Origin of the sequence: Escherichia sp. MOD1-EC5495, from assembly GCF_002965965.1 — a bacterium.
Taxonomy (GTDB): Bacteria; Pseudomonadota; Gammaproteobacteria; order Enterobacterales; family Enterobacteriaceae; genus Escherichia; species Escherichia ruysiae.
This window is the reverse complement of record NZ_PTRI01000025.1, coordinates 1-25003: the sequence shown is the minus strand read 5'-3', so window position 1 is coordinate 25003 and position 25003 is coordinate 1. Positions and strand designations below refer to the sequence as shown.

Annotated in this window: 21 protein-coding genes and 1 pseudogene; 16 read left to right on the top strand and 6 right to left on the bottom strand. The window is 50.1% G+C overall.

Annotation, left to right across the window (positions count from 1 at the left end; translation table 11 throughout):
* Positions 1–47: 47 nt before the first annotated feature.
* Positions 48–2228, bottom strand: coding sequence for a catalase/peroxidase HPI (katG, locus tag BEG40_RS18315; protein ID WP_001296626.1), 2181 nt, complete (start codon positions 2226–2228; stop codon positions 48–50).
* A gap of 328 nt (positions 2229–2556) precedes the next feature.
* Positions 2557–3447, bottom strand: a complete 891-nt coding sequence (gene metF / locus BEG40_RS18310) for a methylenetetrahydrofolate reductase (protein WP_105285892.1) — start codon at positions 3445–3447, stop codon at positions 2557–2559.
* Positions 3448–3522: 75 nt separating this feature from the next.
* Here metF and BEG40_RS21870 point away from each other — a divergent pair, with 75 nt between their 5' ends.
* Positions 3523–3663 carry a hypothetical protein gene (locus tag BEG40_RS21870; RefSeq protein ID WP_000660583.1) on the top strand — a complete coding sequence of 47 codons (141 nt, stop codon included), beginning with the start codon at positions 3523–3525 and terminating at the stop codon, positions 3661–3663.
* A 91-nt stretch (positions 3664–3754) separates the two neighbouring features.
* Here BEG40_RS21870 and metL read toward each other — a convergent pair whose 3' ends face one another.
* Both metL and metB read right to left on the bottom strand, forming a co-directional pair.
* Positions 3755–6187, bottom strand: coding sequence for a bifunctional aspartate kinase/homoserine dehydrogenase II (gene metL / locus BEG40_RS18305; protein ID WP_000110772.1), 2433 nt, complete (start codon positions 6185–6187; stop codon positions 3755–3757).
* Positions 6188–6189: 2 nt separating this feature from the next.
* Entirely contained in the window at positions 6190–7350 is a 1161-nt protein-coding gene (gene metB, locus BEG40_RS18300) for a cystathionine gamma-synthase (RefSeq protein ID WP_105285891.1), read from the bottom strand.
* Between the two features lie 276 nt (positions 7351–7626).
* On the opposite strand from metB, the gene metJ reads away from it, so the two are divergent.
* Both metJ and BEG40_RS18290 read left to right on the top strand, forming a co-directional pair.
* Positions 7627–7944, top strand: a complete 318-nt coding sequence (gene metJ / locus BEG40_RS18295; protein WP_000852812.1) for a met regulon transcriptional regulator MetJ — start codon at positions 7627–7629, stop codon at positions 7942–7944.
* A 59-nt stretch (positions 7945–8003) separates the two neighbouring features.
* A complete protein-coding gene (locus BEG40_RS18290; RefSeq protein WP_105285890.1) occupies positions 8004–8612 on the top strand; it encodes a YiiX family permuted papain-like enzyme in 609 nt (202 codons plus the stop codon).
* A gap of 34 nt (positions 8613–8646) precedes the next feature.
* Here BEG40_RS18290 and pgtP read toward each other — a convergent pair whose 3' ends face one another.
* A complete protein-coding gene (pgtP, locus tag BEG40_RS18285) occupies positions 8647–10032 on the bottom strand; it encodes a phosphoglycerate transporter PgtP (RefSeq protein WP_021551621.1) in 1386 nt (461 codons plus the stop codon).
* Positions 10033–10405: 373 nt separating this feature from the next.
* On the opposite strand from pgtP, the gene BEG40_RS18280 reads away from it, so the two are divergent.
* From BEG40_RS18280 to pgtA, 4 genes are all read left to right on the top strand, one after another.
* Positions 10406–10660, top strand: a complete 255-nt coding sequence (locus BEG40_RS18280) for a hypothetical protein (RefSeq protein ID WP_286135153.1) — start codon at positions 10406–10408, stop codon at positions 10658–10660.
* Between the two features lie 155 nt (positions 10661–10815).
* Positions 10816–12048 (top strand): ABC transporter substrate-binding protein, encoded by a 1233-nt coding sequence (locus BEG40_RS18275; protein WP_016158822.1) that lies wholly within the window; start codon positions 10816–10818, stop codon positions 12046–12048.
* The gene (locus BEG40_RS18270; protein ID WP_105285889.1) at positions 12045–14012 is read left to right on the top strand and encodes a sensor histidine kinase; all 1968 of its coding nucleotides are present in this window, start codon (positions 12045–12047) and stop codon (positions 14010–14012) included. Before BEG40_RS18275 ends, BEG40_RS18270 begins: the two co-directional genes overlap by 4 nt.
* Positions 14013–14014: 2 nt before the next feature.
* Positions 14015–15295 (top strand): two-component system response regulator PgtA, encoded by a 1281-nt coding sequence (gene pgtA / locus BEG40_RS18265; protein ID WP_105285888.1) that lies wholly within the window; start codon positions 14015–14017, stop codon positions 15293–15295.
* A 70-nt stretch (positions 15296–15365) separates the two neighbouring features.
* Here pgtA and rpmE read toward each other — a convergent pair whose 3' ends face one another.
* Positions 15366–15578 carry a 50S ribosomal protein L31 gene (rpmE, locus tag BEG40_RS18260; RefSeq protein WP_000710770.1) on the bottom strand — a complete coding sequence of 71 codons (213 nt, stop codon included), beginning with the start codon at positions 15576–15578 and terminating at the stop codon, positions 15366–15368.
* Between the two features lie 203 nt (positions 15579–15781).
* Here rpmE and priA point away from each other — a divergent pair, with 203 nt between their 5' ends.
* The 9 genes and pseudogenes from priA to BEG40_RS18215 form a co-directional block, all read left to right on the top strand.
* Positions 15782–17980: a primosomal protein N' gene (gene priA / locus BEG40_RS18255; protein WP_105285887.1), complete on the top strand. Its 2199-nt coding sequence runs from the start codon at positions 15782–15784 to the stop codon at positions 17978–17980.
* Positions 17981–18135: 155 nt separating this feature from the next.
* Positions 18136–19161, top strand: a complete 1026-nt coding sequence (gene cytR / locus BEG40_RS18250; RefSeq protein ID WP_000644887.1) for a DNA-binding transcriptional regulator CytR — start codon at positions 18136–18138, stop codon at positions 19159–19161.
* Between the two features lie 91 nt (positions 19162–19252).
* Positions 19253–20212, top strand: a complete 960-nt coding sequence (gene ftsN / locus BEG40_RS18245; RefSeq protein ID WP_000068842.1) for a cell division protein FtsN — start codon at positions 19253–19255, stop codon at positions 20210–20212.
* Positions 20213–20304: 92 nt separating this feature from the next.
* Positions 20305–20835 carry an ATP-dependent protease subunit HslV gene (hslV, locus tag BEG40_RS18240; protein WP_105285886.1) on the top strand — a complete coding sequence of 177 codons (531 nt, stop codon included), beginning with the start codon at positions 20305–20307 and terminating at the stop codon, positions 20833–20835.
* Positions 20836–20844: 9 nt separating this feature from the next.
* Positions 20845–22176 carry an ATP-dependent protease ATPase subunit HslU gene (hslU, locus tag BEG40_RS18235; RefSeq protein WP_001293348.1) on the top strand — a complete coding sequence of 444 codons (1332 nt, stop codon included), beginning with the start codon at positions 20845–20847 and terminating at the stop codon, positions 22174–22176.
* A 66-nt stretch (positions 22177–22242) separates the two neighbouring features.
* Positions 22243–23169, top strand: coding sequence for a 1,4-dihydroxy-2-naphthoate polyprenyltransferase (menA, locus tag BEG40_RS18230; RefSeq protein WP_010349503.1), 927 nt, complete (start codon positions 22243–22245; stop codon positions 23167–23169).
* Positions 23170–23261: 92 nt separating this feature from the next.
* Entirely contained in the window at positions 23262–23747 is a 486-nt protein-coding gene (rraA, locus tag BEG40_RS18225; RefSeq protein ID WP_000872908.1) for a ribonuclease E activity regulator RraA, read from the top strand.
* Between the two features lie 59 nt (positions 23748–23806).
* A complete protein-coding gene (locus tag BEG40_RS18220) occupies positions 23807–24481 on the top strand; it encodes a hypothetical protein (protein ID WP_105285895.1) in 675 nt (224 codons plus the stop codon).
* A 122-nt stretch (positions 24482–24603) separates the two neighbouring features.
* Positions 24604–24948: pseudogene (locus tag BEG40_RS18215) on the top strand (hypothetical protein); the annotation flags it as partial.
* Between the last annotated feature and the right edge of the window lie 55 nt (positions 24949–25003).

The window sequence follows — 25003 nt, the reverse complement described above, 5'->3', positions numbered from 1 at the left end:
AGAAACTTCAGCGACTGCCTGAAAGGCAGTCGCTGAAGGAGGTCAGATTACAGCAGGTCGAAACGGTCGAGGTTCATGACTTTCACCCATGCCGCCACGAAGTCTTTAACAAACTTCTCGTGGGCATCGCTGCTGGCGTAAACTTCTGCAACCGCGCGCAGGACAGAGTTAGAACCAAATACCAGATCCGCACGGCTGGCAGTGTATTTCACTTCGCCGGTTTCACGGTCACGGCCTTCGAAAAGTTCTTTCGATTCGTCGGTCGCTTTCCACTCGTAACGCATATCCAGCAAGTTCACAAAGAAGTCATTGCTCAATACGCCCACGCGGTCAGTGAAGACGCCGTTTTTGCTGCCATCGAAGTTGGCACCCAGTACGCGCATTCCGCCCACCAGCGCAGTCATTTCCGGCGCGGTCAGCGTCAGTTGCTGTGCTTTGTCGATCAGCAGTGACTCGGTGGTGGAAACGTCCAGACGAGCGCGATAGTTACGGAAACCGTCAGCAATTGGCTCCAGCAGCTCAAACATCTCAATGTCAGTCTGATCCTGACGCGCATCAACGCGACCCGGCGCAAACGGTACATGAATGCTCAAACCTGCGGCGCTTGCGGCTTTCTCTACGCCAACCACACCAGCCAGCACGATGATATCCGCCAGCGAAGCTTTGCCAGACTCTTTCTGAATTTTCTCCAGAACTGGCAGAGCACGAACGGCTGCTGCGTTCACATCCCAGTCGCGCTGCGGCATTAATGCCAGACGTGCACCATTGGCACCACCACGTTTGTCGCCACCACGGAAGGTAGAAGCAGACGCCCAGGCCACCGATACCAGCTCGCTGACAGACAGACCAGAATCCGCAATCGCGAATTTCAGATCGATAATGTCCTGCTCGGTCGGGTTGTAGATCGGCTGCGGCAGCGGATCTTGCCAGATCAGATCTTCTTTCGGTACTTCCGGTCCGATGTAGCGTGATTTCGGCCCCATATCCCTGTGCGTCAGTTTGAACCAGGCACGGGCAAAGGCTTCGTTGAACGCCTGCGGATCGTTGAGGAAACGACGAGAGATCTTCTCGAACTCAGGATCAAAACGCAGCGTCAGGTCGGTCACCAGCATCGTCGGTTTACGTTTCTTCGACGGATCAAACGGATCCGGGATAATTTCCGGTGCGTCTACAGCTTCGAACTGGATTGCGCCAGCCGGGCTGCGGGTCTGTACCCACTCATACTTGAACAGGTTCTCGAAGAAATAGTTGCTCCACTGGGTCGGCGTCTGGGTCCAGACTACTTCCAGACCAGAGGTAATGGCATCTGCGCCAACGCCGCTGCCGTAAGTGCTCGCCCAACCTAAACCTTGTTCTTCAATCGGTGCAGCTTCTGGATCAGGACCTACATTTGATGTCGGACCAGCACCGTGGGTTTTACCCAGCGTGTGTCCACCCGCGATCAGCGCCACGGTTTCTTCGTCGTTCATCCCCATGTTGCCAAAGGTCGCGCGGATAGCTGCCGCCGCAGAAAGCGGTTCGCCGCTGTGATCCGGGCCTTCCGGGTTAACGTAAATCAGCCCCATCTCGGTTGCGCCCAGCGGTGCTTTCGCCAGTGCTTCCGGATGACGGTGGGTCAGCCAGGCTTTTTCATCACCCCAGTTAACGTCGAGATCCGGTTCCCAGACGTCTTCACGACCGGCACCAAAACCGAAGGTACGGAAGCCGGAATTTTCCAGCGCCACGTTACCCGCGAGGATAAACAGGTCTGCCCAGGAGATTTTCTGACCATATTTCTGTTTGATTGGCCACAACAGGCGACGCGCTTTATCGAGGCTAACGTTATCCGGCCAGGAGTTCAGCGGTGCAAAACGTTGCTGACCACGACCTGCGCCGCCGCGTCCGTCGATGGAACGGTAAGTCCCCGCGCCGTGCCAGGCCATACGAATAAATAAGCCCGCATAGCTGCCCCAGTCGGCAGGCCACCACGGCTGAGATTCTGTCAGCAGGGCTTTCAGATCTTTTTTCAGGCCGTAGTAATCTAATTTGCTGAATTCTTTGCGGTAGTCAAAGTCCTCACCCAGTGGGTTAGAACGATTAGAATGTTGGTTTAACAGGTCAACACGGAGTTGATTTGGCCACCAGTCGCGAGTGGTTGTGCCCCCACCTGCGCTCTGGTCATGACCGCCCTGATGGAACGGGCATTTGCCTGTGGCTGTCGTGTTATGGATATCGTCTGACGTGCTCATCAATGTGCTCCCCTCTACAGTGTTACCGTTACGATACACAGCGTTAGAGAGAAGTTATAATTGAATTAATCCACGGATGCGATAGTTGAGATCTTACATATTGTTGGTTAAAGAGATGTAGATCAAATTGATCGTAATTAAGCCTTTTTGATTATGTCCGATTTAGGACAAATACTTTATAAAAAAGGGTTTTAGCTTCACATCCTTCAAGGAAGGAGGGAGAAAACAAGGCTGACTACCTTATTTTCCCACCCTCATTTAGAGGCAGCATTTTGTGCTCTGTTTAAAATTTGTGATCACTGTGTGATTTTCACAAAAGCCACAGTATTTATAAACCAGGTCGAACACCCAGCGTATGACAAATCGCGTAACTCATTTCAGCGCGGTTAAGCGTATAGAAGTGGAAATCTTTAACCCCTTCCCGGCTTAAAATCTTCACCATGTCCATGGCGATATTCGCACCCACCAGCTTGCGGGTTTCGGCATCGTCATCCAGACCGTCAAACATTTGCGCCATCCACGCCGGAATACGCACGTTAGTCATGTCGGCAAATTTCTTCGCCTGTTTAAAGTTAGAGACCGGCAAAATGCCCGGAATAATTTCCACATCGATACCCGCCGAGACGCAGCGATCGCGAAAACGCAGGTAGCTTTCGACATCGAAGAAGAACTGAGTAATCGCACGGTTGGCACCGGCATCGACTTTACGTCTCAGGTTAAGCAAATCTGCCTGGGCACTTTTCGCTTCCGGGTGAACTTCCGGATACGCCGCCACGGAGATATCGAAATCCGCCACTTCTTTTAACAGCGTTACAAGGTCAGAGGCATACATTTCCGGCTTACCGCTTCCCGGCGGCAGGTCGCCACGCAGCGCCACAATATGGCGAATGCCGTTATTCCAGTAGTCATGAGCGATGGTGCGCAGCTCATCGGGAGTCGCATCAATGCAGGTGAGATGCGGCGCAGCTTCGAGACCGGTGCGATCTTTAATGCCTTTAATAATGCTGTGTGTACGGTCGCGCTCGCCAGAGTTCGCGCCATAGGTCACCGATACAAACTTCGGTTTCAGGCTGCTAAGGCGATCAATGGAGTTCCACAGGGTCTGCTCCATTTCACTGGTACGCGGCGGGAAAAACTCGAACGAAACGTTAATCTGCCCCTGGACTTCTGCCAGGCTCTGATTCAGGGCATCCCGCTGGCTGGCGTGAAAAAAGCTCATACCTTACCTCATCAATCGCTTATCGTTATATGTTGTGTTGTGAACATCTATCCATTTAGACGTCCAGATGTAAAGATGAAGGAAAAGCCGAAAGGCGTCAACCGAAAAATGACCAATGATGGTGAGGAAAAATCAGGGAAGATGAAAAAGATTCAGGATGGGAATTACAAGAAACCTGGCAGACGGATTTATTGTTTCTTGCCGGATGCAGCGTGAACGCCTTATCCAGCTTACAACGCAAGGATAATTAGGTAAATTATGTTAAGCCCAATAAGCATGTGCATTATGCCTTATTGGGCTCCTGAAATTACAACAACTGCGCCAGCCGATTAATATCCGACTGAATCGCCCCAGCGGTGACATCGCGCCCTGCGCCTGGCCCACGGATCACCAGCGGGTTATCGCGATACCAGCGGCTTTCGATGGCAAAGACGTTATCGCACGGTAGCAGTGATGCCAGCGGATGATCTTCACGCACCGCTTCCACGCCCACACGCGCTTTGCCGTTGGCATCGAAACGCGCCACGTAGCGCAGCACCAGCCCCATTTCGCGGGCAGCTTCCAGCCGTTGTACCATCTGCTCGTTCAGCTCATCGCCATTTTCAAAGAAATGGTCGATGCTGCCGCCTTCGCAATGGGCAGGCACCAGCGATTCCACGCGCACTTGATCCGGTTCGATGTTGTAACCCGCTTCACGCGCCAGAATCACCAGTTTGCGCATCACGTCTTTGCCGGAAAGGTCATCACGCGGGTCAGGTTCAGTTAACCCTTGCTGCCACGCCTGATCCACCAGCTCGGTAAACGGCACGCTACCGTCAAATTGCAGGAACAGCCAGGAGAGCGTGCCGGAGAAGATCCCGCTGATCGATAAAATGGTATCGCCGCTGTCGATCAGATCGCGCACGGTATGGTTGATCGGCAAGCCTGCGCCGACGGTGGCGTTATACAGCCAGTGACGCCCGGTTTTTTCGAACGCGTCGTGGATCTGGCGATATTTATTGCTGTCGCTCGCTCCCGCCAGTTTGTTGGCGCTGATAACGTGGAAACCGTGGCTGGCGAAATCGAGATATTGATCGGCAAGCTGCTGGCTGGCGGTAACGTCCAGCACCACTAGATCATCATACGGATGAGCACGCATCCACAGGAACAGCGACTCTTCATCCTGCTCGACCGCTTCATCGTTGAAGAACGCTAACGCGCGGCTGGCGTCCAGCCCGTCATAACTCAACAGGCTGCGGCGGCTGTCCACCACGCCTGCCAACACAAATTCAAATCCGGTACGCGCCGAGAGCGTACTCTGCTCACGAGCGAACAGTTCCAGCCAGCGGGAACCGATATTGCCCTTGCCGAACAGGACCAGGCCAATGCGTTTTTCCGCGCGGAAGACGGACTGATGCAGCCCCTGGATCAGGCTTTCGGTCGGGCCGGTACGCAGTACTGCCACCAGGCTGATACCGTCATCGGACTGCCAGGTAAACTCGACCGGCTGGCCTTTCAGTTGCTGCCAGAAGCGGTGGCAATGCAGCGGGTTACGGGTGACGCCCGCCCCGACCATCGCCACCAGCGCCAGCCCCTGACGCAAGCGCAGCTCGCCAGGTAATCCCGCTTCGTCGAGAATTTTCAGGGCACTGTCCGCCACTTCCGAGGTGTAGCAAAATTGCAGCAACTGGCGATCGTTATGCACGCCAACCGCCAGTGGACGCACCTGCGCGCGTTTCAGGATCTGGTCGATTTCTTTATGCGCCAGTTTGAAGTCCTGGCTGGCTGGCACCTGAAACTCAATCAAACAGACATCATCGTGACTGGTGACAATACGCGCTCCTGTACCGGAAGCCAGCACGCGTTCAATGCGTGTAGAGCCTTGATCCGGCGTGTAGCTACAGCGCAGTTGCAGGTCGATTTCACTACCGGATACAGGCTGTAAAGTACGGGCGTGGAGGACAGGTGCCGCCAGACGCGCCAGTTCGCTGGCTTCATCCAGACGCAGCAATGGCAGCAGGCAGGCATCTTTCACTTTACGCGGGTCGGCGCTATATACCCCGGCGACGTCGCTCCAGATAGTTACGCGGGAAACGCCTGCCAGCGCACCGATTTGGGTGGCGGAATAGTCGGAACCGTTACGCCCCAGCAGCACCGTTTCACCGGCGTTGTTGCGGCTGATAAATCCGGTCACTACCAGACGTTTGCCCGGATGCTGCACCAGCAGTTGTTGCAGCAGCGGGTACGAAAGGCCTTCATCAACCTGCGGTTGCGCAGCGCGTTCAGCACGTAAAAACTCGCGGGCATCAAGCCAGGCCGCAGGCAGTCCTTGTTGGTTAAGCACCGCAGACATCAGGCGCGCCGACCACACTTCGCCGTGGCCCACCACTTCCGCATACACCGCGTCGTTAATACCGCTGTCGAGCAGCGCCGCCAGGCGTTCAAGATCGCTGACAAAGGCGCTAATGAGGCTATCGGCTTCTTCGGCAGGTAACAGGCCGCTAATCAGATCGCATTGATAACGACGTAGCGTTTGTTGAACCTGATGCGCAGAGAGACGATCGGTCTGGCTTAGTTTCAACCAGTTAATCAACTGGTTAGTGGTGCTACCGGCGGCGGAAACCACCATCATATCGTCGGGCTGAGAGTACTCCGCCATAATGCCCGCGACACGCAAATAACACTTCACATCAGCCAGACTACTGCCACCAAATTTATGCAGTTGACGACCTTTCGCCCCTGCCTGCGCAATCACACTCATTTTTACCCCTTGTTTGCAGCCCGGAAGCCATTTTCCAGGTCGGCAATTAAATCTTCGCCATCTTCAATACCGGTGGAGATACGCAACAGCGTCTCGGAGATCCCGGCGGCAGCACGCGCTTCTGGCGCCATGCCTGCATGTGTCATGGTTGCGGCGTGAGAGATTAAACTTTCCACTCCCCCTAACGATTCCGCCAGCGTAAACAACGACAGCCCGCCCAGGAAACGACGCAGCGTCTGCTCATCGCCATCCAGTTCAAAACTCAACATTGCGCCAAAGCCTTTTTGCTGGCGCACGGCAATTTCATGCCCCTGATTTTCCGGCAGCGATGGGTGATAAAGTTTTTTCACCAACGGCTGGGTTTGCAGATATTTCACAATCGCCTGCGCGTTGCGCTGAGCCAGCTCCATACGCGGCACCAGAGTACGCAGACCGCGCAGCAGCAGATAGCTGTCAAACGCGCCGCCCGTTACGCCAATATTGTTTGCCCACCAGGCCAGTTCGGTAACCACGTCTGGATCTTTAGCAATCACCACGCCCGCCACCACGTCAGAGTGACCGTTCAGATATTTCGTACATGAATGCAACACCAGATCGGCACCTAATGCCAGTGGATTTTGTAATGCCGGGCTTAAGAAGGTGTTATCCACCACGCTCACCGCCCCGACTTCCCTTGCCAGATGGCAGATTTTCGCAATATCCACGACGCGTAACAATGGATTACTTGGGCTTTCTACCAGCACCAGTTTAGGTTTTTCTGCCAGTGCCGCCCGTAATGCACGCTCATCGCCCTGATCAACAAACAACACGCGATAGCAACCGCGTTTCGCCAGGCTATCGAACAGGCGATAGCTGCCACCGTAGCAGTCGTGCGGCGCAACCAGCAGATCGCCGGGTTTCAAAAAGACGGTCGTGACCAGGTGAATAGCTGACATGCCGGTATTGGTTAGCACCGCACCTGCACCGCCTTCCAGTTCTGCCAGCGCACGCTGGACCACATCGCGCGTTGGGTTGCCGCGACGCGAGTAATCATGCGCGCGTGGTTCGTTAAATCCGGTAAAGTTATAGGTGCTGGAAAGATGGATAGGCGGGACAACGCAACCATACTGTTCGTCGTCATTTAACCCGCTACGCACTGCGATGGTGGCCTGTTTACGCGTCATGTGATGAAGTTTCCTGGGCTTTGTTGGTGAAATGTCAGGCACCAGAGTAAACATTGTGTTAATGGACGTCAATACATCTGGACATCTAAACTTCTTTGCGTATAGATTGAGCAAATCCGAAATTGCCGTTAAAATTATATGCATTATCACACTGGCAGGCGCATTACACGATGTCACGGTAGCGCCTGTGCGGTAAACTATGCGGGTTTATGACCAGTGCCCTTATAAACTGTGTGGTCTGGTCTCAATTTATTGACGAAGAGGATTAAGTATCTCATGGCTGAATGGAGCGGCGAATATATCAGCCCATACGCTGAGCACGGTAAGAAGAGTGAACAAGTCAAAAAGATTACGGTTTCCATTCCTCTTAAGGTGTTAAAAATCCTCACCGATGAACGCACGCGTCGTCAGGTGAACAACCTGCGTCACGCTACTAACAGCGAGCTGCTGTGCGAAGCGTTTCTGCATGCCTTTACCGGGCAACCTCTGCCGGATGATGCCGATCTGCGTAAAGAGCGCAGCGACGAAATCCCGGAAGCGGCAAAAGAGATCATGCGTGAGATGGGGATTAACCCGGAGACGTGGGAATACTAAAGCGGAAAAGAGCGGCGCGGAGTTAACCAGCCGCTTTTTTCATACATGGACGTTTAACGATGAAAATCAGGCTACTGATCCTCAGCCTGTTGGTTTCTGTGCCTGCATTTGCCTGGCAACCACAAACCGGCGACATCATCTTTCAGATCTCTCGCTCATCGCAAAGTAAAGCGATCCAACTGGCGACCCATTCCGATTACAGCCACACCGGTATGCTGGTTATACGCAATAAAAAACCCTACGTCTTTGAAGCGGTCGGCTCGGTGAAATACACCCCGCTCAAGCAGTGGATCGCCCACGGTGAAGATAGCAAATATATTGTTCGCCGCGTTGAAGGTGGGTTAACAACCGAACAACAGCAAAAACTGGCGCAAACGGCAAAACGTTATCTGGGTAAACCGTATGACTTCAGTTTTTCGTGGAGCGACGATCGCCAGTACTGTTCAGAAGTGGTGTGGAAGGTTTATCAGAACGCGCTGGGAATACGCGTGGGTGAGCAGCAAAAACTAAAAGAGTTCGATCTTAGTAACCCGCTGGTTCAGGCAAAGCTCAAAGAACGCTACGGCAAAAATATCCCGCTTGAAGAAACAGTAGTCTCACCGCAAGCCGTTTTCGATGCGCCGCAACTCACTACCGTTGCTAAAGAATGGTCGCTGTTTTCATGGTAATGGGCCAATCGCATCATAACTGGCCCCCTAAAACCTAACTTTTGTCGGTCTGAAGCTCTTGCGAAAACGCAGCAACGTCATTTTGACGCTGTCGTTCCATGGCGATCGCGCCAAAGTGCGTTAACGTACAGAAAATAATGCAGCAGATAACACCAGCAAGCAGAAGATAAAAACCGCCATCCCAACCAACCTGATCGACCATAACACCAAACAGACTTGTTCCAAGCGTTGCGCCAAGAATATAGCTCATAAAACCACGCAAACCGACTGCAGAACCCACGGCAAAACTGGGGACAATTTCCATTGTCTGAACAGAAGCCAGGAACTGCGGAACATAAATAAGGCAGCCTACGCAGGCAGCAAAAATGGTAATAGAGAGCAGAGAGTCGCTTTTCCAGTAGCCCAGCAGGCAGAAGAAAATCAATACCATACTGATAATAGCGGGTGGCATACGGCGACCATGAAATAATTTATCACTCAACCAGCCAGCAAATAACGTAGTTGGAATCGCCGCCCATTCGAAGATTAAAAATGCCGTGCTCATTTCAGTCTTCGTAAAATGTTTCACACTTAACAGGTAAATAGGCAACCAACTGATAATTCCGAAACGCACCATATAGACAAAAACATCAACGAAAGAGACGAACCATGCATTCTTGTTTTTTAGCACATAGGTACAAAAAATTTGCCAGGCAGTCATATCTTCCGGCGCACGCTCATCTTTTGCTTTAATGCTGACGTCGTCCGGGACGATTTCGCTTAATGGCGGCAAACCTTCACTTACGGGCGAACCTTTACCTGACATCAGTACCACGATAGCAATGACAACAGAGACAATCGCTGGAACAACATATGTTGCTATTTTCCAGTGTTCAGTACCCAGCACAGCAAATGCACCACCAACAATCGGAGCAACAATACCGCCCCCAACATTGTGCGAAATATTCCAGACCGCACCGACGATGCCCCGTTCTTTACGAGGGAACCAGTTGGCTATTGTAATAAACGAAGGACCAACCCCCATCCCTTGAAAGAGACCATTTAAAATAACAAGTCCCGCAAACATCCAGAAAGCAAAACTAAAACCAAGCGCCACGTTAACGAGAGCACAAAGAACCAACCCCACAGCCATATAAACTTTAGGGTTCGCTTTATCTGCCAGACTACTCATTACCCCTTTACTAATACCGTAGGCGATCAGCATACAACTGCTAAGTAGACCTATTTGAGTCGCAGACAGATTAAGATCTTGCTTTAAATAAGGTGTGGAGAGAACAAAGTTATTCCTGACAATATAATACGAAAGATAACCGATAAACACGCTAAATAGCGCCTGCATACGATAACGATTATAGGTATTCTTTATTTCACTTTCAGGAACCTGATGTGTTGCCACTTTAGGTTTCAATAGAGAAAGCATATATCACCTTCCAGTTCATAGAGTTATTTAAAACAGCAATGCCAGTTGCTACTCTCTGATGAGTATTGCAAAAGCCCTTGCTTCATTGGTTTTGAAGATAGTGAAGCAAGTGAGTTTAAGTTACAATACAGGGCATATGAGTCAAAACTGACTCAAAAATACAAATGTCATGTTCCATTTCTTTCCCATTTTTATATCTCAAAATAGAACGAAGCCATTATTTCAGCATTAACGGGTTACAACAGCCCCAATAAAAAAATAATTACTTTTATTAATTTTTTCAGTTTTTGAGGTCAGTCACATATTTTGTATCCATATACGTGATCATTGAAGAGGCTCGATTTTACCCTGTTGGAGGATCATGCTACACAACATGAAAATTTCCATCACCGTTCAACAACAAGCAGGGCTTAAACATTTTCATGTTATCCCTCGTGACAAGTACATTTGCGCTCGAATTAAAGCCATTCTTCCGACTTCTGAAGGCTGGCGCAAAGAAACAATAGAATCCGGTCAGGGCCTGAATCCGATAGCACAAATGTCGAAATTAATTACCGGGAATAGCCGTAACAATCGCTATTTCCGTAAGATACACATGTTCAGAGGTGCAATATTGATCTTTTTTTGATAACCGCTTCCAGATATAGTGACGCTAGTTACATCTGAATTAATGAAATTTCCGATACTGACATCAGCGTCTTACAGTCATTGTGTATATTAGCTAACGGATAATGATATGAATTACAGCGTAAGAGTTTTTCTCTCGTTAATAGGATTTTTGACATGATTCGTATTATACAGCGAGCATTAATCTGTTGGGTTTTATGCGTCAATGTCACCTCAGCGCAAGAGCTGGTGATTGCTACAACGCTTTCTTCGGAAGCGACGGAGCACATTATCAGTCAATGGCAAAAACAACCACTGGCAACCAAAATCCGAACGCTTAACCGAACCAGTGCATCCATTGAGCGCCTGCTAGAAAATCCATTGGGTGAAAATATTGATCTGGTACTGAGTTCATCTCCCATGTTGCTACAGCGGTTGCAAAGTAAAAATCTGCTCCAGCCATTTAATAATCAAATAGAAACAAGCAGAAAGTTAGTACCCGAATCTATTCGTTCAACCACCGTTGCGGTTGCAGTATCGGGCTATGGCATCCTGATTAATGTGGCGCATCTGGAAGATAAAAATGAGCCAGTACCTACTTCATGGAAGGAATTGAGCAGGTCACGTTATCAAGGAACACTATTAATGAGCAGCCCTTCACGTTCAGATACCACACATCTGATGATTGAAGATCTCCTGCAACAACAAGGATGGAGTAATGGTTGGGGTACTCTACTGAAAATAGGCGGTAATCTCGCTACCATTTCATCACGCAGCTTTGGCGTAGCAAATAAGATCAGTACAGGGCTGGGAGACGCTGGTCCAGTCATCGACAATTACGCTAACGTACTGCTTAATAATTCAACTTTACGTTTCAGTTATTTCCCCAACTCTCGCGCAGCACCAATGTTTATTGCCATCGCAAACGGTAGTAAACATCCACAGGAGGCGGGGCGTTTTATTAATTTTTTGTTGAGCCAGGAAGGACAACAGGCATTAAGCGATTCTGATTCAGGAAAGTATCCGGTATATCCGCTACCCTCCGGTACTCCACTCGCGGATCAACAACTGCGATTATTTGCCTCCCCTTCCCTTGATTATCCGTTGATTATGCAGCGCCAAAAGCTTGTGCAATTGTTATTTGATAATGCGATTACTTTTCGCCTTACCGAGCTTCAAAACAGTTGGAAATCATTATATGCCGCAGAACATCGGCTTAAACGTAAATTGCCAGATGTGCGCGCATTATTAACAGCGGTTCCTGTTACCCCGGAGCAGTCCGTTAATTCCATGTACCTGCAGCAATTCGAACTGCAATCAGGCTTTCGTGAAGCTCAGCTCATGGCATGGCAGCAGTTTTTCCTGCATCAGCAGCAATTGGTGAACACACAACTTGAGTCGTTAAAGTGAAACAACTACATACTATAGGGACGAGCTTACGGCTCGCCTTTGTTTTTAGCGCCGTTCTTACGCTATTCGTTAGCGTAGTCAGCCTCTATTCCTGGTATGAACAAAATTCTCAGGTTCGCTACGCGCTTGATGATTATTTCCCGAGGATTCAGGCTTCATTTCTTTTTGAAGAAAACCTCACCGCATTGGTAAACGAATTTAATGAGCTACAACAGACAACCAATACCGCTAGTCGTCTTCAGGTAAGGGAGCAGATTGAACAACGGCTACAAAAAATTAAGGCTATTAACCCTCATCTTGATTCAGTACATCAACGTGCGCTTAACCAACAGGTCGCCAGTAGTGCCAGACTGCTTAACAAGCTCGATAACGCATTGAACAACAACAATCAGGAAAAAGGGAAACTCGACGTTATATCCTCAAGAGTTAACTGGCTGCATGATGACTTTAATAATGAACTCAACTCACTTACTCAGGATTTAAGTTGGCAACAATCGTCGTTGCTAAATCAACTCAGCCAACGAAAAGATCTACCCGAAAAACAGAGTTTGCAAAATGCTCAACAAACCATTCAAAAAGAATTGCAGCTCGTTTTCGAACTTTCACATATAGAAACCCAAATCGTCAGTACGCTAAAGGAGATGCTTAACACGCATAGCGGAGATATAGGCGCGTTAAAACAACATATTCAGTATTTGAATTTTTTGAAACACAGCATTGACGAAAATGTGCGGTCGTTATCTTCTTATTCCAGTACCATTACATTACACCAGACAGTTTATTCCTTGTGGGAGTTGGGTACTCAGCAAAATTATCTACCCGGAACCCTGGCCGCCTGGCAACAAGCTCAACAAACTCTCATGAGTACTATCGGGGATAAAGAGCGTGTATTTACGCAAATACGCGCTCAATTAGAAACGCAATTAGGTAATAGCCATCAACAATTGCAAACATTCAATCTCCGATTGGAAAAAATAATGCAAATCAGCGGGCTATTGATTTTGGCGGCTATGGTTACCGCCTTACTGTTCGTCATTCTGGTAAATTACCTCTACATTCGTCCCAGAATGATCCGCCGATTTCAGTTACTGAATGATGCCGTTGTCAAGTTAAGCAATGGTGAACTCGATGCTGATATCCCGGTCTCCGGCAACGATGAACTTGGGAGAATTGCCAACCTGCTCCGCCAGACTATTGAGAAAATTAATCAACAGCAACGTCAACTGGGACAGGAAATATGCGAGCGTATTGCGACAGAAAAAAACCTTCGTACAACACAAAGTGAATTGATCCAAACTGCAAAACTGGCCGTGGTTGGGCAGACAATGACAACACTGGCACATGAAATTAATCAACCACTTAATGCATTATCTATGTATCTTTTCAGCGCCAACCGCGCGCTGGAACAACAAGATGTTGGTTTGGTGAAAAATTATATTGTCACAATGCGATCGTTGGTCGAGCGCATGGATAACATCGTAAAAAGATTGCGCAACTTTGCCCGCCGTCGAGATAGTGAACTGGCTGGCGGTGCAATCAATTTACAGCAGGTAATTTATTCATCTTGGGAACTTCTGGCGTTGAAACATCGACCACTGAAGGCCTCTCTTCACTACCCTGATAATTTCCCTGCCGTTTATGGCGATGATGTTTTGATTCAACAAGTTTTAGTTAATTTGTTTACGAATGCCCTGGAAGCCACTCTGGAGCAATCACCCACAATAACCATCAGCTTTGAAGAAGAAGCCTCCACTGTAACGCTATATATTGCTGATAATGGAAAAGGCTGGCCAGTGCATCTGGCTGATCGACTATTAACGCCTTTTACCACGGACAAAGCTGTAGGTTTGGGTATTGGCCTTTCGATTAGTCATTCTATTATGCGCCAGTGCCAGAGAGAGTTATATATCGCGTCAACTCTCGACCGCCATGCGCTGGTTATTCTACGTTTCAGGAAACTTTAAGCATGACAGACACCACCCCAACAATTCTGTTAATTGATGACGACAATGATGTTCTGCAAGCCTACAGCACTCTCTTACAACAAGAGGGTTATGTCGTATGTACCTGTAGCAACCCTTCTGAGGCTCTACAATTACTGCAAAACACGTGGGAAGGCATCGTGGTGTGCGACGTTTGTATGCCGGATATTTCAGGCATTACGCTACTGGAAAAAATAATGCTGATTGACCCTAATCTTCCCATTCTGATGATCACCGGGCATGGCGATGTCCCCATGGCAGTTGAAGCAGTAAAAAAGGGAGCGTGGGATTTCCTGCAAAAGCCGATCAATCCGGAACAATTTCTCTCACTTATCGAAAAAGCACTGGCTGAACGTGAGGCTTATCTGGAACAAAAAAAATGGCGACACGCTCAGTTTAATCGGCACTTAATCGGTAACAGTGGTTGGATTCGCCAGACACGTCAACAGCTTGAAACGCTGGCAGAAACCGATCTTCCCGTCTGCTTTTACGGCGAACCTGGCACAGGAAGAACATTAGCCGCCCACTATCTTCATCAATTTAGTTCTCGCAAGGAAAGACCTTTAATTGAACGCACACTCAGCGCCAATAGCCCGCAGCCCCTGGAAGAATGGGTGAAAGAAGCAGAAGGTGGCACGCTGTTATTAAAAGAACTTGAGCATTTAACGCCAGAAAATCAGCGCGCCTTGATCCAGTACCAGGAAAGACCCCAGGATCGGTCATTTCGTCTGATTGTTGTTAATCAAAGCCCTCTGGCTGAACTGGCTGCCGCACAAAAAATTATTCCTGCATTGTATTTTCTTTTTTCACTCACCCACATTGAATGCCCACCACTCAGCCAGCGACCGGGGGATATTGAACCTATTTTTCACCATTATCTGACCCTCACCTGTAAACGATTAAATCGCCAGCAGCCGCTGTTGGGAAAAGCTTTTTATAAGCGACTGATGGCGCGTACCTGGCCTGGTAATATTATTGAATTGGTGAATGCGGCAGAACTGGTGGCAGTCGGCGTTTTAATGCTGGACGATTCGGTCAGTTTGCAGATGATGGAGACGGATCCAGCACCGCTGGATGAACTCGTAGAATCTTATGAAAGACAAATAATTATTGATGCACTCAACTTCCATCAGGGGCGTATCAACGACGTTGCCGATTACTTTCAGATACCCAGAAAAAAGCTGTATTTGCGCATGAAAAAATACGGTATTGATAAAATGGATTTTCGCTATGAGAAGAAAGATAAAAAGACACAAACTCAATGAGTTATATTGCTAATGTAGGTTTTCAGGCACAAAAAAAGCGCCGTGCGGCGCTTTTTTCGGAAATCCGGTCTTATTTGCTGCCCGGGATGCTGAAACGCTTGTTGAAGCGGTCAACACGGCCACCGGTAGCAACATCACGCTGTTTGCCAGTGAAGAACGGGTGGCACTTGCTGCACACGTCGAGGTTCAGGTCATGACCAACGGTGGAGCGGATTTTCATTACGTTACCGCAAGAGCAGCTAGCAGTAATTTCTTCGTATTTCGGGTGAATATCTTTTTTCATGGGAAAACCTCGGTTTAAGGCCGCGTCGCTCTTCCAGCCCTAACGCCAGACACCACGCGATGTTTAAAGTATAGTTTCAATACGATCATTTCGCATCAAAGGCGCCGAATCATACAGAAATTAACCAGCGTATGCAAACTGATCCGCACTCCTCTACGGCAATGTGTATACTGTTCCACCGAATTTCAAGTCAGGATGATGCTATGCCCGTTGCTCACGTTGCCTTGCCCGTTCCGATTCCCCGAACCTTTGACTATCTGCTGCCTGAAGGCATGACGGTTAAAGCCGGGTGTCGCGTGCGCGTGCCGTTTGGTAAACAGCAAGAACGCATCGGGGTTGTGGTGTCAGTTAGCGATGTCAGTGAGCTGCCGCTTAACGAGCTGAAAGCGGTAGTTGAAGTGCTGGACGTTGAGCCGGTATTTACTCACTCCGTCTGGCGATTACTGCTCTGGGCGGCAGATTACTATCATCATCCGATTGGCGATGTGCTGTTTCATGCCTTGCCGATTTTACTGCGCCAGGGACGACCTGCGGCGAACGCGCCCATGTGGTACTGGTTTGCCACCGAGCAAGGTCAGGCGGTAGATATTAACAGCCTGAAACGTTCGCCAAAGCAACAACAGGCACTGGCGGCATTGCGGCAAGGGAAAATCTGGCGCGACCAGGTTGCCACTCTCGAATTTAATGATGCCGCGTTGCAGGCGCTGCGTAAAAAAGGTTTGTGCGAACTGGCAAGCGAAACACCGGAATTTATTGACTGGCGAACGAACTATGCCGTTTCTGGCGAGCGGTTGCGACTAAATACTGAACAAGCCACCGCCGTTGGTGCCATCCATAGCGCGGCAGATACATTTTCCGCCTGGCTGCTGGCGGGCGTCACCGGCTCCGGTAAAACGGAAGTTTATCTCAGCGTGCTGGAAAACGTGCTCGCTCAGGGCAAACAGGCGCTGGTAATGGTGCCGGAAATCGGCCTGACACCACAAACTATCGCCCGTTTTCGTGAACGCTTTAATGCGCCCGTAGAAGTTCTGCATTCTGGCCTGAACGATAGCGAACGTCTTTCTGCGTGGCTGAAAGCAAAAAATGGCGAGGCGGCGATTGTCATCGGCACCCGCTCCGCGCTGTTTACGCCGTTTAAAAATCTCGGCGTGATTGTCATTGACGAAGAGCACGACAGTTCCTACAAGCAGCAGGAAGGCTGGCGCTATCATGCCCGCGACCTGGCGGTGTATCGTGCGCACAGCGAGCAAATCCCGATTATTCTTGGCTCCGCAACGCCCGCGCTGGAAACGTTATGCAACGTGCAGCAGAAAAAATATCGTCTGCTGCGCCTGACGCGTCGGGCGGGTAATGCGCGTCCGGCAATTCAACACGTGCTGGATTTAAAAGGTCAGAAGGTGCAGGCGGGGCTGGCTCCGGCGTTGATCAGCCGTATGCGCCAGCATTTACAAGCCGACAACCAGGTTATCCTCTTTCTTAACCGCCGGGGTTTTGCGCCTGCGCTGCTGTGCCACGACTGTGGCTGGATCGCCGAATGCCCGCGCTGCGATCACTACTACACATTGCATCAGGCGCAGCAGCATCTGCGCTGTCATCACTGCGACAGCCAGCGCCCAGTGCCGCGCCAGTGCCCTTCCTGCGGCTCCACGCATCTTGTGCCCGTTGGCCTGGGCACCGAGCAGCTTGAGCAGACGCTTGCCCCGATGTTCCCTGGTGTACCCATTTCACGTATTGATCGTGACACTACCAGTCGCAAAGGCGCGCTGGAGCAGCAACTGGCGGAAGTGCATCGCGGCGGCGCGCGGATTTTGATTGGCACGCAAATGCTGGCGAAAGGCCACCACTTTCCGGATGTCACACTTGTGGCGTTACTGGACGTGGACGGCGCGCTGTTTTCTGCCGATTTTCGTTCCGCAGAACGTTTCGCCCAGCTTTACACCCAGGTCGCCGGTCGTGCGGGGCGCGCGGGTAAACAGGGCGAAGTGGTGCTGCAAACACATCATCCGGAACATCCTCTCTTGCAAACGTTGCTCTATAAAGGCTACGACGCCTTTGCGGAACAGGCGCTGGCCGAACGACGAATGATGCAACTACCACCGTGGACCAGCCACGTGATTGTGCGCGCGGAGGATCATAACAATCAGCACGCGCCGCTGTTCCTGCAACAGTTGCGAAATCTCATCCTCTCCAGTCCGCTGGCGGATGACAAACTGTGGGTTCTCGGCCCGGTTCCGGCACTGGCACCTAAACGCGGCGGTCGCTGGCGCTGGCAAATCCTGCTGCAGCACCCTTCCCGCGTGCGCTTACAGCACATCATTAACGGTACGCTGGCGCTTATTAATACAATACCGGATTCACGGAAAGTGAAATGGGTGCTGGATGTCGATCCTATTGAGGGTTAAACCGCTAACGATGCGAGGCGGATCGAAAAATTAAATATTCATCACACTTTTCATGAAAATTCTGTAACCGTTTTCACGCGCTATCTGCTAAAAATGTTGCCGATGTGAAGTAAACACGGATGTAGTACGCCTGACGTGCCAGGCGAGGAGTGAGTGTGAAAGCGAAGAAGCAGGAAACTGCCGCAACCATGAAAGACGTCGCCCTGAAAGCAAAAGTCTCTACGGCGACCGTCTCCCGAGCGTTAATGAATCCAGATAAGGTCTCCCTGGCGACTCGTAACCGGGTTGAAAAAGCCGCCCGGGAAGTGGGTTATTTACCGCAGCCGATGGGGCGTAACGTCAAGCGTAATGAGTCCCGCACCATTCTGGTGATTGTCCCGGATATCTGCGATCCCTTCTTTAGCGAAATTATTCGCGGTATCGAAATTACGGCAGCAAGTCATGGATATCTGGTACTGATTGGCGACTGTGCACATCAAAACCAGCAGGAAAAAACCTTTATCGATTTGATAATCACTAAGCAAATTGATGGCATGTTGCTGCTTGGTTCAAGGCTGCCGTTTGATGCCAGCATTGAGGAACAGCGTAATCTGCCGCCGATGGTGATGGCGAACGAATTTGCACCGGAGCTGGAACTGCCTACAGTTCATATCGACAACCTGACTGCTGCATTTGATGCGGTAAATTACCTGTATGAACAGGGGCATAAATTGATCGGCTGTATTGCTGGTCCGGAAGAAATGCCGCTGTGTCACTATCGCCTGCAAGGTTACGTTCAGGCTCTGCGTCGCTGCGGAATTATGGTTGATCCACAATATATCGCCCGTGGCGACTTCACCTTCGACGCCGGAAGTAAAGCCATGCAGCAGTTGCTTGACCTTCCGCAACCGCCAACTGCTGTTTTCTGTCATAGCGATGTGATGGCACTTGGCGCGCTTTCGCAGGCGAAACGTCAGGGGCTGAAAGTTCCTGATGACCTTTCCATAATCGGTTTTGATAACATCGACCTGACGCAATTTTGTGATCCGCCACTGACAACCATCGCACAGCCGCGCTATGAAATTGGTCGGGAGGCAATGTTGTTATTGCTTGACCAAATGCAGGGGCAAACGGTCGGCAGCGGCTCACGTTTAATGGACTGCGAGCTTATTATCCGGGGATCGACACGCACATTGACTTAAAGTAAACCTTTAAGGCTTCCGTGACTGGTCAAAGGCCCGCCGCTTAAGTAACATGGCGGGCTGACGAACGAATAAATACAGCGAAACGATAGTGGCACAACGAGATTATGTACGCCGCAGCCAACCGGCACCTTCGCGGCGAAAAAAGAGCACCTCACGGAAAAAGCAACGAAATCTGCCTGCGGTTTCTCCCGCTATGGTCGCTATTGCTGCCGCCGTTCTTGTGACCTTTATCGGTGGTCTGTACTTCATTACGCATCACAAGAAAGAAGAGTCCGAGACGCTGCAAAGCCAGAAAGTGACCGGAAACGGACTACCACCAAAACCAGAAGAACGCTGGCGCTACATTAAAGAGCTGGAAAGTCGCCAGCCGGGTGTGCGTGCGCCAACAGAACCTTCTGCCGGTGGTGAAGTAAAAACGCCGGAGCAACTGACACCAGAACAGCGCCAGCTTCTTGAACAAATGCAGGCCGATATGCGCCAGCAGCCAACGCAGTTAGTTGAAGTTCCGTGGAATGAGCAAACGCCAGAACAGCGCCAGCAAACGCTACAACGCCAGCGTCAGGCGCAGCAGTTAGCGGAACAGCAACGCCTGGCTCAGCAGTCGCGTACGACCGAACAAAGCTGGCAACAACAGACGCGTACGTCGCAAGCCGCGCCGGTTCAGTCGCAGCCGCGCCAGTCAAAACCGGCTTCTACTCAGCAGCCGTACCAGGATCTGCTGCAAACCCCTGCGCACACTACCGCGCAGTCGAAGCCGCAGCAAGCAGCGCCAGTTGCTCGTGCAGCTGACGCGCCAAAACCGACAGCAGAGAAAAAAGATGAACGCCGCTGGATGGTACAGTGCGGTTCGTTCAGAGGCGCAGAACAGGCAGAGACGGTACGTGCTCAGCTGGCGTTCGAAGGTTTTGACTCGAAAATTACCACCAACAATGGCTGGAATCGTGTGGTCATTGGCCCGGTGAAAGGCAAAGAGAACGCAGACAGCACCCTCAATCGCCTGAAGATGGCGGGTCATACAAACTGCATTCGGCTCGCCGCCGGGGGTTGAAACCCTCAAAATCCCCCCCATCTATAATTGCATTATGCCCCGTACTTTTGTACGGGGTTTGTACTCTGTATTCGTAACCAAGGGGTCAGCTCGTGACAACTATAGTAAGCTTACGCCGTAACGGCCATGTGGTCATCGCTGGTGATGGTCAGGCCACGTTGGGCAATACCGTAATGAAAGGCAACGTGAAAAAGGTCCGCCGTCTGTACAACGACAAAGTCATCGCGGGCTTTGCGGGCGGTACTGCGGATGCTTTTACGCTGTTCGAACTGTTTGAACGTAAACTGGAAATGCATCAGGGCCATCTGGTTAAAGCCGCCGTTGAACTGGCAAAAGACTGGCGTACCGATCGCATGTTGCGCAAACTTGAAGCACTGCTGGCAGTCGCAGATGAAACCGCTTCGCTGATCATCACCGGTAATGGTGACGTAGTGCAGCCAGAAAACGATCTTATTGCTATCGGCTCCGGCGGCCCTTACGCCCAGGCTGCGGCGCGCGCGCTGTTAGAAAACACTGAACTTAGCGCCCGTGAAATTGCTGAAAAGGCGTTGGATATTGCAGGCGACATTTGCATCTATACCAACCATTTCCACACCATCGAAGAATTAAGCTACAAAGCGTAAGGATCTCCCATGTCTGAAATGACCCCACGCGAAATCGTCAGCGAACTTGATAAGCACATCATTGGCCAGGATAACGCCAAGCGTTCCGTGGCGATTGCACTGCGTAACCGCTGGCGTCGTATGCAGCTCAACGAAGAGCTGCGCCATGAAGTGACCCCGAAAAATATCCTGATGATCGGCCCGACTGGCGTCGGTAAAACTGAAATCGCCCGTCGCCTGGCAAAACTGGCAAACGCGCCGTTCATCAAAGTTGAAGCGACCAAATTCACCGAAGTCGGTTATGTGGGTAAAGAAGTCGATTCTATCATCCGCGATCTGACCGATGCCGCCGTGAAAATGGTGCGTGTACAAGCTATCGAGAAAAACCGCTATCGCGCTGAAGAACTGGCAGAAGAGCGCATTCTCGACGTGCTGATCCCACCAGCTAAAAACAACTGGGGACAGACCGAACAGCAGCAGGAACCGTCCGCTGCCCGTCAGGCATTCCGCAAAAAACTGCGTGAAGGCCAGCTCGATGACAAAGAAATCGAGATCGATCTTGCCGCAGCACCGATGGGCGTTGAAATTATGGCGCCTCCGGGAATGGAAGAGATGACCAGCCAGTTGCAGTCCATGTTCCAGAACCTGGGCGGTCAGAAGCAAAAAGCACGTAAGCTGAAAATCAAAGACGCCATGAAGCTGCTGATTGAAGAAGAAGCGGCGAAACTGGTTAACCCGGAAGAACTGAAGCAAGACGCTATCGACGCCGTTGAACAGCACGGGATCGTGTTTATCGACGAAATCGACAAAATCTGTAAGCGCGGCGAGTCTTCTGGTCCGGATGTTTCTCGTGAAGGCGTTCAGCGTGACCTGCTGCCGCTGGTAGAAGGTTGCACCGTTTCTACCAAACACGGGATGGTCAAAACTGACCACATTCTGTTTATCGCTTCTGGTGCATTCCAGGTAGCGAAACCGTCTGACCTGATCCCGGAACTGCAAGGTCGTCTGCCGATCCGCGTCGAACTCCAGGCGCTGACCACCAGCGACTTCGAGCGCATTCTGACCGAGCCGAATGCCTCTATCACCGTGCAATACAAAGCACTGATGGCGACTGAAGGCGTGAATATCGAATTTACGGATTCCGGTATTAAGCGTATCGCGGAAGCGGCATGGCAGGTGAACGAATCTACCGAAAACATCGGTGCACGTCGTTTACATACCGTTCTGGAGCGTTTGATGGAAGAGATTTCCTACGACGCCAGCGATTTAAGCGGTCAAACTATCACCATTGACGCAGATTATGTGAGCAAACATCTGGATGCGTTGGTGGCAGATGAAGATCTGAGCCGTTTTATCCTATAATCGCGTTCAATCATTTTCATCATTGTTTGATGGGGCTGAAAGGCCCCATTTTTATTGGCGCGTATTATGACTGAACAACAAATTAGCCGAACTCAGGCGTGGCTGGAAAGTTTACGACCTAAAACCCTCCCCCTCGCCTTTGCTGCAATTATCGTCGGGACAGCACTGGCATGGTGGCAAGGTCACTTCGATCCACTGGTCGCCCTGCTGGCACTGATTACCGCCGGACTGCTTCAAATTCTCTCTAACCTCGCCAATGATTACGGCGATGCCGTCAAAGGCAGCGACAAACCTGACCGTATCGGGCCGCTACGTGGTATGCAAAAAGGGGTTATTACCCAGCAAGAGATGAAACGGGCGCTCATCATTACCGTCGTGCTCATCTGTCTCTCCGGACTGGCGCTGGTCGCAGTGGCGTGCCATACGCTGACCGATTTTGTCGGCTTCCTGATTCTGGGCGGTTTGTCGATCATCGCCGCTATCACCTACACCGTGGGCAATCGCCCTTATGGTTATATCGGTCTGGGTGATATTTCCGTACTGGTTTTCTTTGGCTGGTTGAGCGTCATGGGGAGCTGGTATTTGCAGGCGCATACGTTGATTCCGGCGCTGATCCTTCCGGCGACCGCCTGTGGCCTGCTGGCAACAGCGGTTCTAAACATTAACAACCTGCGTGATATCAATAGTGACCGCGAGAATGGCAAAAACACGCTGGTGGTGCGCTTAGGTGCAGTAAACGCACGTCGTTACCATGCCTGCCTGCTGATGGGCTCACTGGTGTGCCTGGCGCTGTTTAATCTCTTTTCGCTGCACAGCCTGTGGGGCTGGTTGTTCCTGCTGGCAACGCCATTATTGGTGAAACAGGCTCGTTATGTGATGCGTGAAATGGATCCGGTAGCGATGCGACCAATGCTGGAACGCACTGTCAAGGGCGCATTACTGACTAACTTGCTGTTTGTTTTAGGGATATTCCTAAGCCAGTGGGCAGCATAACTGACAAATATCAATTAACAATTGATGATTTTGCCAACAACCCACATAGCGCGATATACTGAAAATTCTCGCAGCAACTGAATGTTAAGCCTATGAAATACGATACTTCCGAGCTTTGTGACATCTATCAAGAAGATGTCAACGTCGTGGAACCGCTGTTCTCCAACTTTGGTGGACGGGCGTCGTTTGGCGGACAAATCATCACGGTAAAATGTTTCGAGGACAACGGGTTGCTGTATGATCTGCTCGAACAGAATGGTCGTGGTCGTGTTCTTGTCGTCGATGGCGGTGGTTCTGTTCGTCGCGCACTGGTCGATGCCGAACTGGCGCGTCTGGCAGTACAAAATGAATGGGAAGGGCTGGTCATTTACGGCGCAGTGCGTCAGGTAGATGATCTGGAAGAGTTAGATATCGGCATCCAGGCGATGGCGGCAATTCCGGTCGGTGCTGCTGGCGAAGGCATTGGCGAAAGCGATGTCCGCGTCAACTTTGGCGGCGTCACCTTCTTCTCCGGCGACCATCTCTACGCCGACAATACCGGGATTATTCTTTCTGAAGATCCGCTGGATATTGAATAAGTATCTGCCATGCGTTAAAAGGGGAATTAAATTCCCCTTTTTTATACATGGACGTATTCATGCAGAATATTATTCTTTTATTTATATATTTATTACTTATAGTCGTTAACCATTTCCGCTACAAATTCCTTTTATCTGGCAACACGGGTGAAATGATTTTATATTTTGCTAACGTATTTTTTAACCCACTTGCCTTATCATTTATTATCGCCACAATCATCTGTATAACGATAAAAAAAAGAAGCAGCCGCAGCTTTATTCGCGGCACTTGTTGGTTAATGGGGTTATTTCTTATCTATAGCAGCTATACGGTGTGGGAACGACATAGCACATGGGAATATACTTTCCCGGGGCCAGGTATCACCGTCATGGTTCCGAGCAAACAGTGGGTTGCCAATATAGTAAAACAAGGACCAACCCTGGTGACTCGGGATGCCCATGCTATTTTAGCTATTGTTGCCTTCTCACAAAATGAACTCGGTGTACATTCAATCGAGGAACTTACCGCGACTCAAAACGGAACTGCAGAAAAGCATGTTTGTGATGTTCAGGGATTTACCTGCGCTTATCAGGAAGGAGTGCAAACAATGAGTGATGGCAAAGTAAGACATGCTATTTTCATGACTCTACTGGATAACACTAATTTGATACAACTGGTCGCAGCCATCGACCCAGATTATTTGGACGAATATCAAGAAGAAGTAATGAAAATGATGCTTTCTGCCCGTCAATGATCTGATGTGCATGTTAATAATAAGGGATTGATATGAGATACGTTATCTTATTAATACTATGGATAATAACTGCTTTTCTTAGTCACCTTCAGCACAGCAACCTACTGTCTGGAGATCCTGGCATGGTTGGCGAGTATATCGGTTCAGTACTTCTGGGGCCGCTGTTACTTCCCGTGCTTGTGTCAGGTATTCTGTGCGCATTCGCTAAAAAAACGCGTAACTTCGCCAGTTTTACTCGCGGGTGCTGTTGGGTATTGGGGGTACTACTTTTATCCAATATCAGCAATACGTTTCGCATAATCACCCCATGGCAATATACGTTTGAGAATGCCGCTATTTCCGTGACTGTCCCTAACAGACACTGGAAAACGATTTCCATTCGTACAGATAAAACCATTGATATAAGAAGTGAAGATAATAGCGTCTTTATTTCTGCTTTCCGCCTACCCGCAGGACGTAGCGCCGATTAGACTGGCCCCCTGAATCTCCAGACAACCAATATCACTTAAATAAGTGATAGTC

What these genes read in the sequence shown, in the direction of transcription:
- katG (WP_001296626.1), bottom strand. Translation starts at nt 2,228, where the DNA reads ATGAGCACGTCAGACGATATCCATAACACGACAGCCACAGGCAAATGC.
- metF (WP_105285892.1), bottom strand. Translation starts at nt 3,447, where the DNA reads ATGAGCTTTTTTCACGCCAGCCAGCGGGATGCCCTGAATCAGAGCCTG.
- BEG40_RS21870 (WP_000660583.1), top strand. Translation starts at nt 3,523, where the DNA reads ATGAAGGAAAAGCCGAAAGGCGTCAACCGAAAAATGACCAATGATGGT.
- metL (WP_000110772.1), bottom strand. Translation starts at nt 6,187, where the DNA reads ATGAGTGTGATTGCGCAGGCAGGGGCGAAAGGTCGTCAACTGCATAAA.
- metB (WP_105285891.1), bottom strand. Translation starts at nt 7,350, where the DNA reads ATGACGCGTAAACAGGCCACCATCGCAGTGCGTAGCGGGTTAAATGAC.
- metJ (WP_000852812.1), top strand. Translation starts at nt 7,627, where the DNA reads ATGGCTGAATGGAGCGGCGAATATATCAGCCCATACGCTGAGCACGGT.
- BEG40_RS18290 (WP_105285890.1), top strand. Translation starts at nt 8,004, where the DNA reads ATGAAAATCAGGCTACTGATCCTCAGCCTGTTGGTTTCTGTGCCTGCA.
- pgtP (WP_021551621.1), bottom strand. Translation starts at nt 10,032, where the DNA reads ATGCTTTCTCTATTGAAACCTAAAGTGGCAACACATCAGGTTCCTGAA.
- BEG40_RS18280 (WP_286135153.1), top strand. Translation starts at nt 10,406, where the DNA reads ATGAAAATTTCCATCACCGTTCAACAACAAGCAGGGCTTAAACATTTT.
- BEG40_RS18275 (WP_016158822.1), top strand. Translation starts at nt 10,816, where the DNA reads ATGATTCGTATTATACAGCGAGCATTAATCTGTTGGGTTTTATGCGTC.
- pgtA (WP_105285888.1), top strand. Translation starts at nt 14,015, where the DNA reads ATGACAGACACCACCCCAACAATTCTGTTAATTGATGACGACAATGAT.
- rpmE (WP_000710770.1), bottom strand. Translation starts at nt 15,578, where the DNA reads ATGAAAAAAGATATTCACCCGAAATACGAAGAAATTACTGCTAGCTGC.
- priA (WP_105285887.1), top strand. Translation starts at nt 15,782, where the DNA reads ATGCCCGTTGCTCACGTTGCCTTGCCCGTTCCGATTCCCCGAACCTTT.
- hslU (WP_001293348.1), top strand. Translation starts at nt 20,845, where the DNA reads ATGTCTGAAATGACCCCACGCGAAATCGTCAGCGAACTTGATAAGCAC.
- menA (WP_010349503.1), top strand. Translation starts at nt 22,243, where the DNA reads ATGACTGAACAACAAATTAGCCGAACTCAGGCGTGGCTGGAAAGTTTA.
- rraA (WP_000872908.1), top strand. Translation starts at nt 23,262, where the DNA reads ATGAAATACGATACTTCCGAGCTTTGTGACATCTATCAAGAAGATGTC.
- BEG40_RS18220 (WP_105285895.1), top strand. Translation starts at nt 23,807, where the DNA reads ATGCAGAATATTATTCTTTTATTTATATATTTATTACTTATAGTCGTT.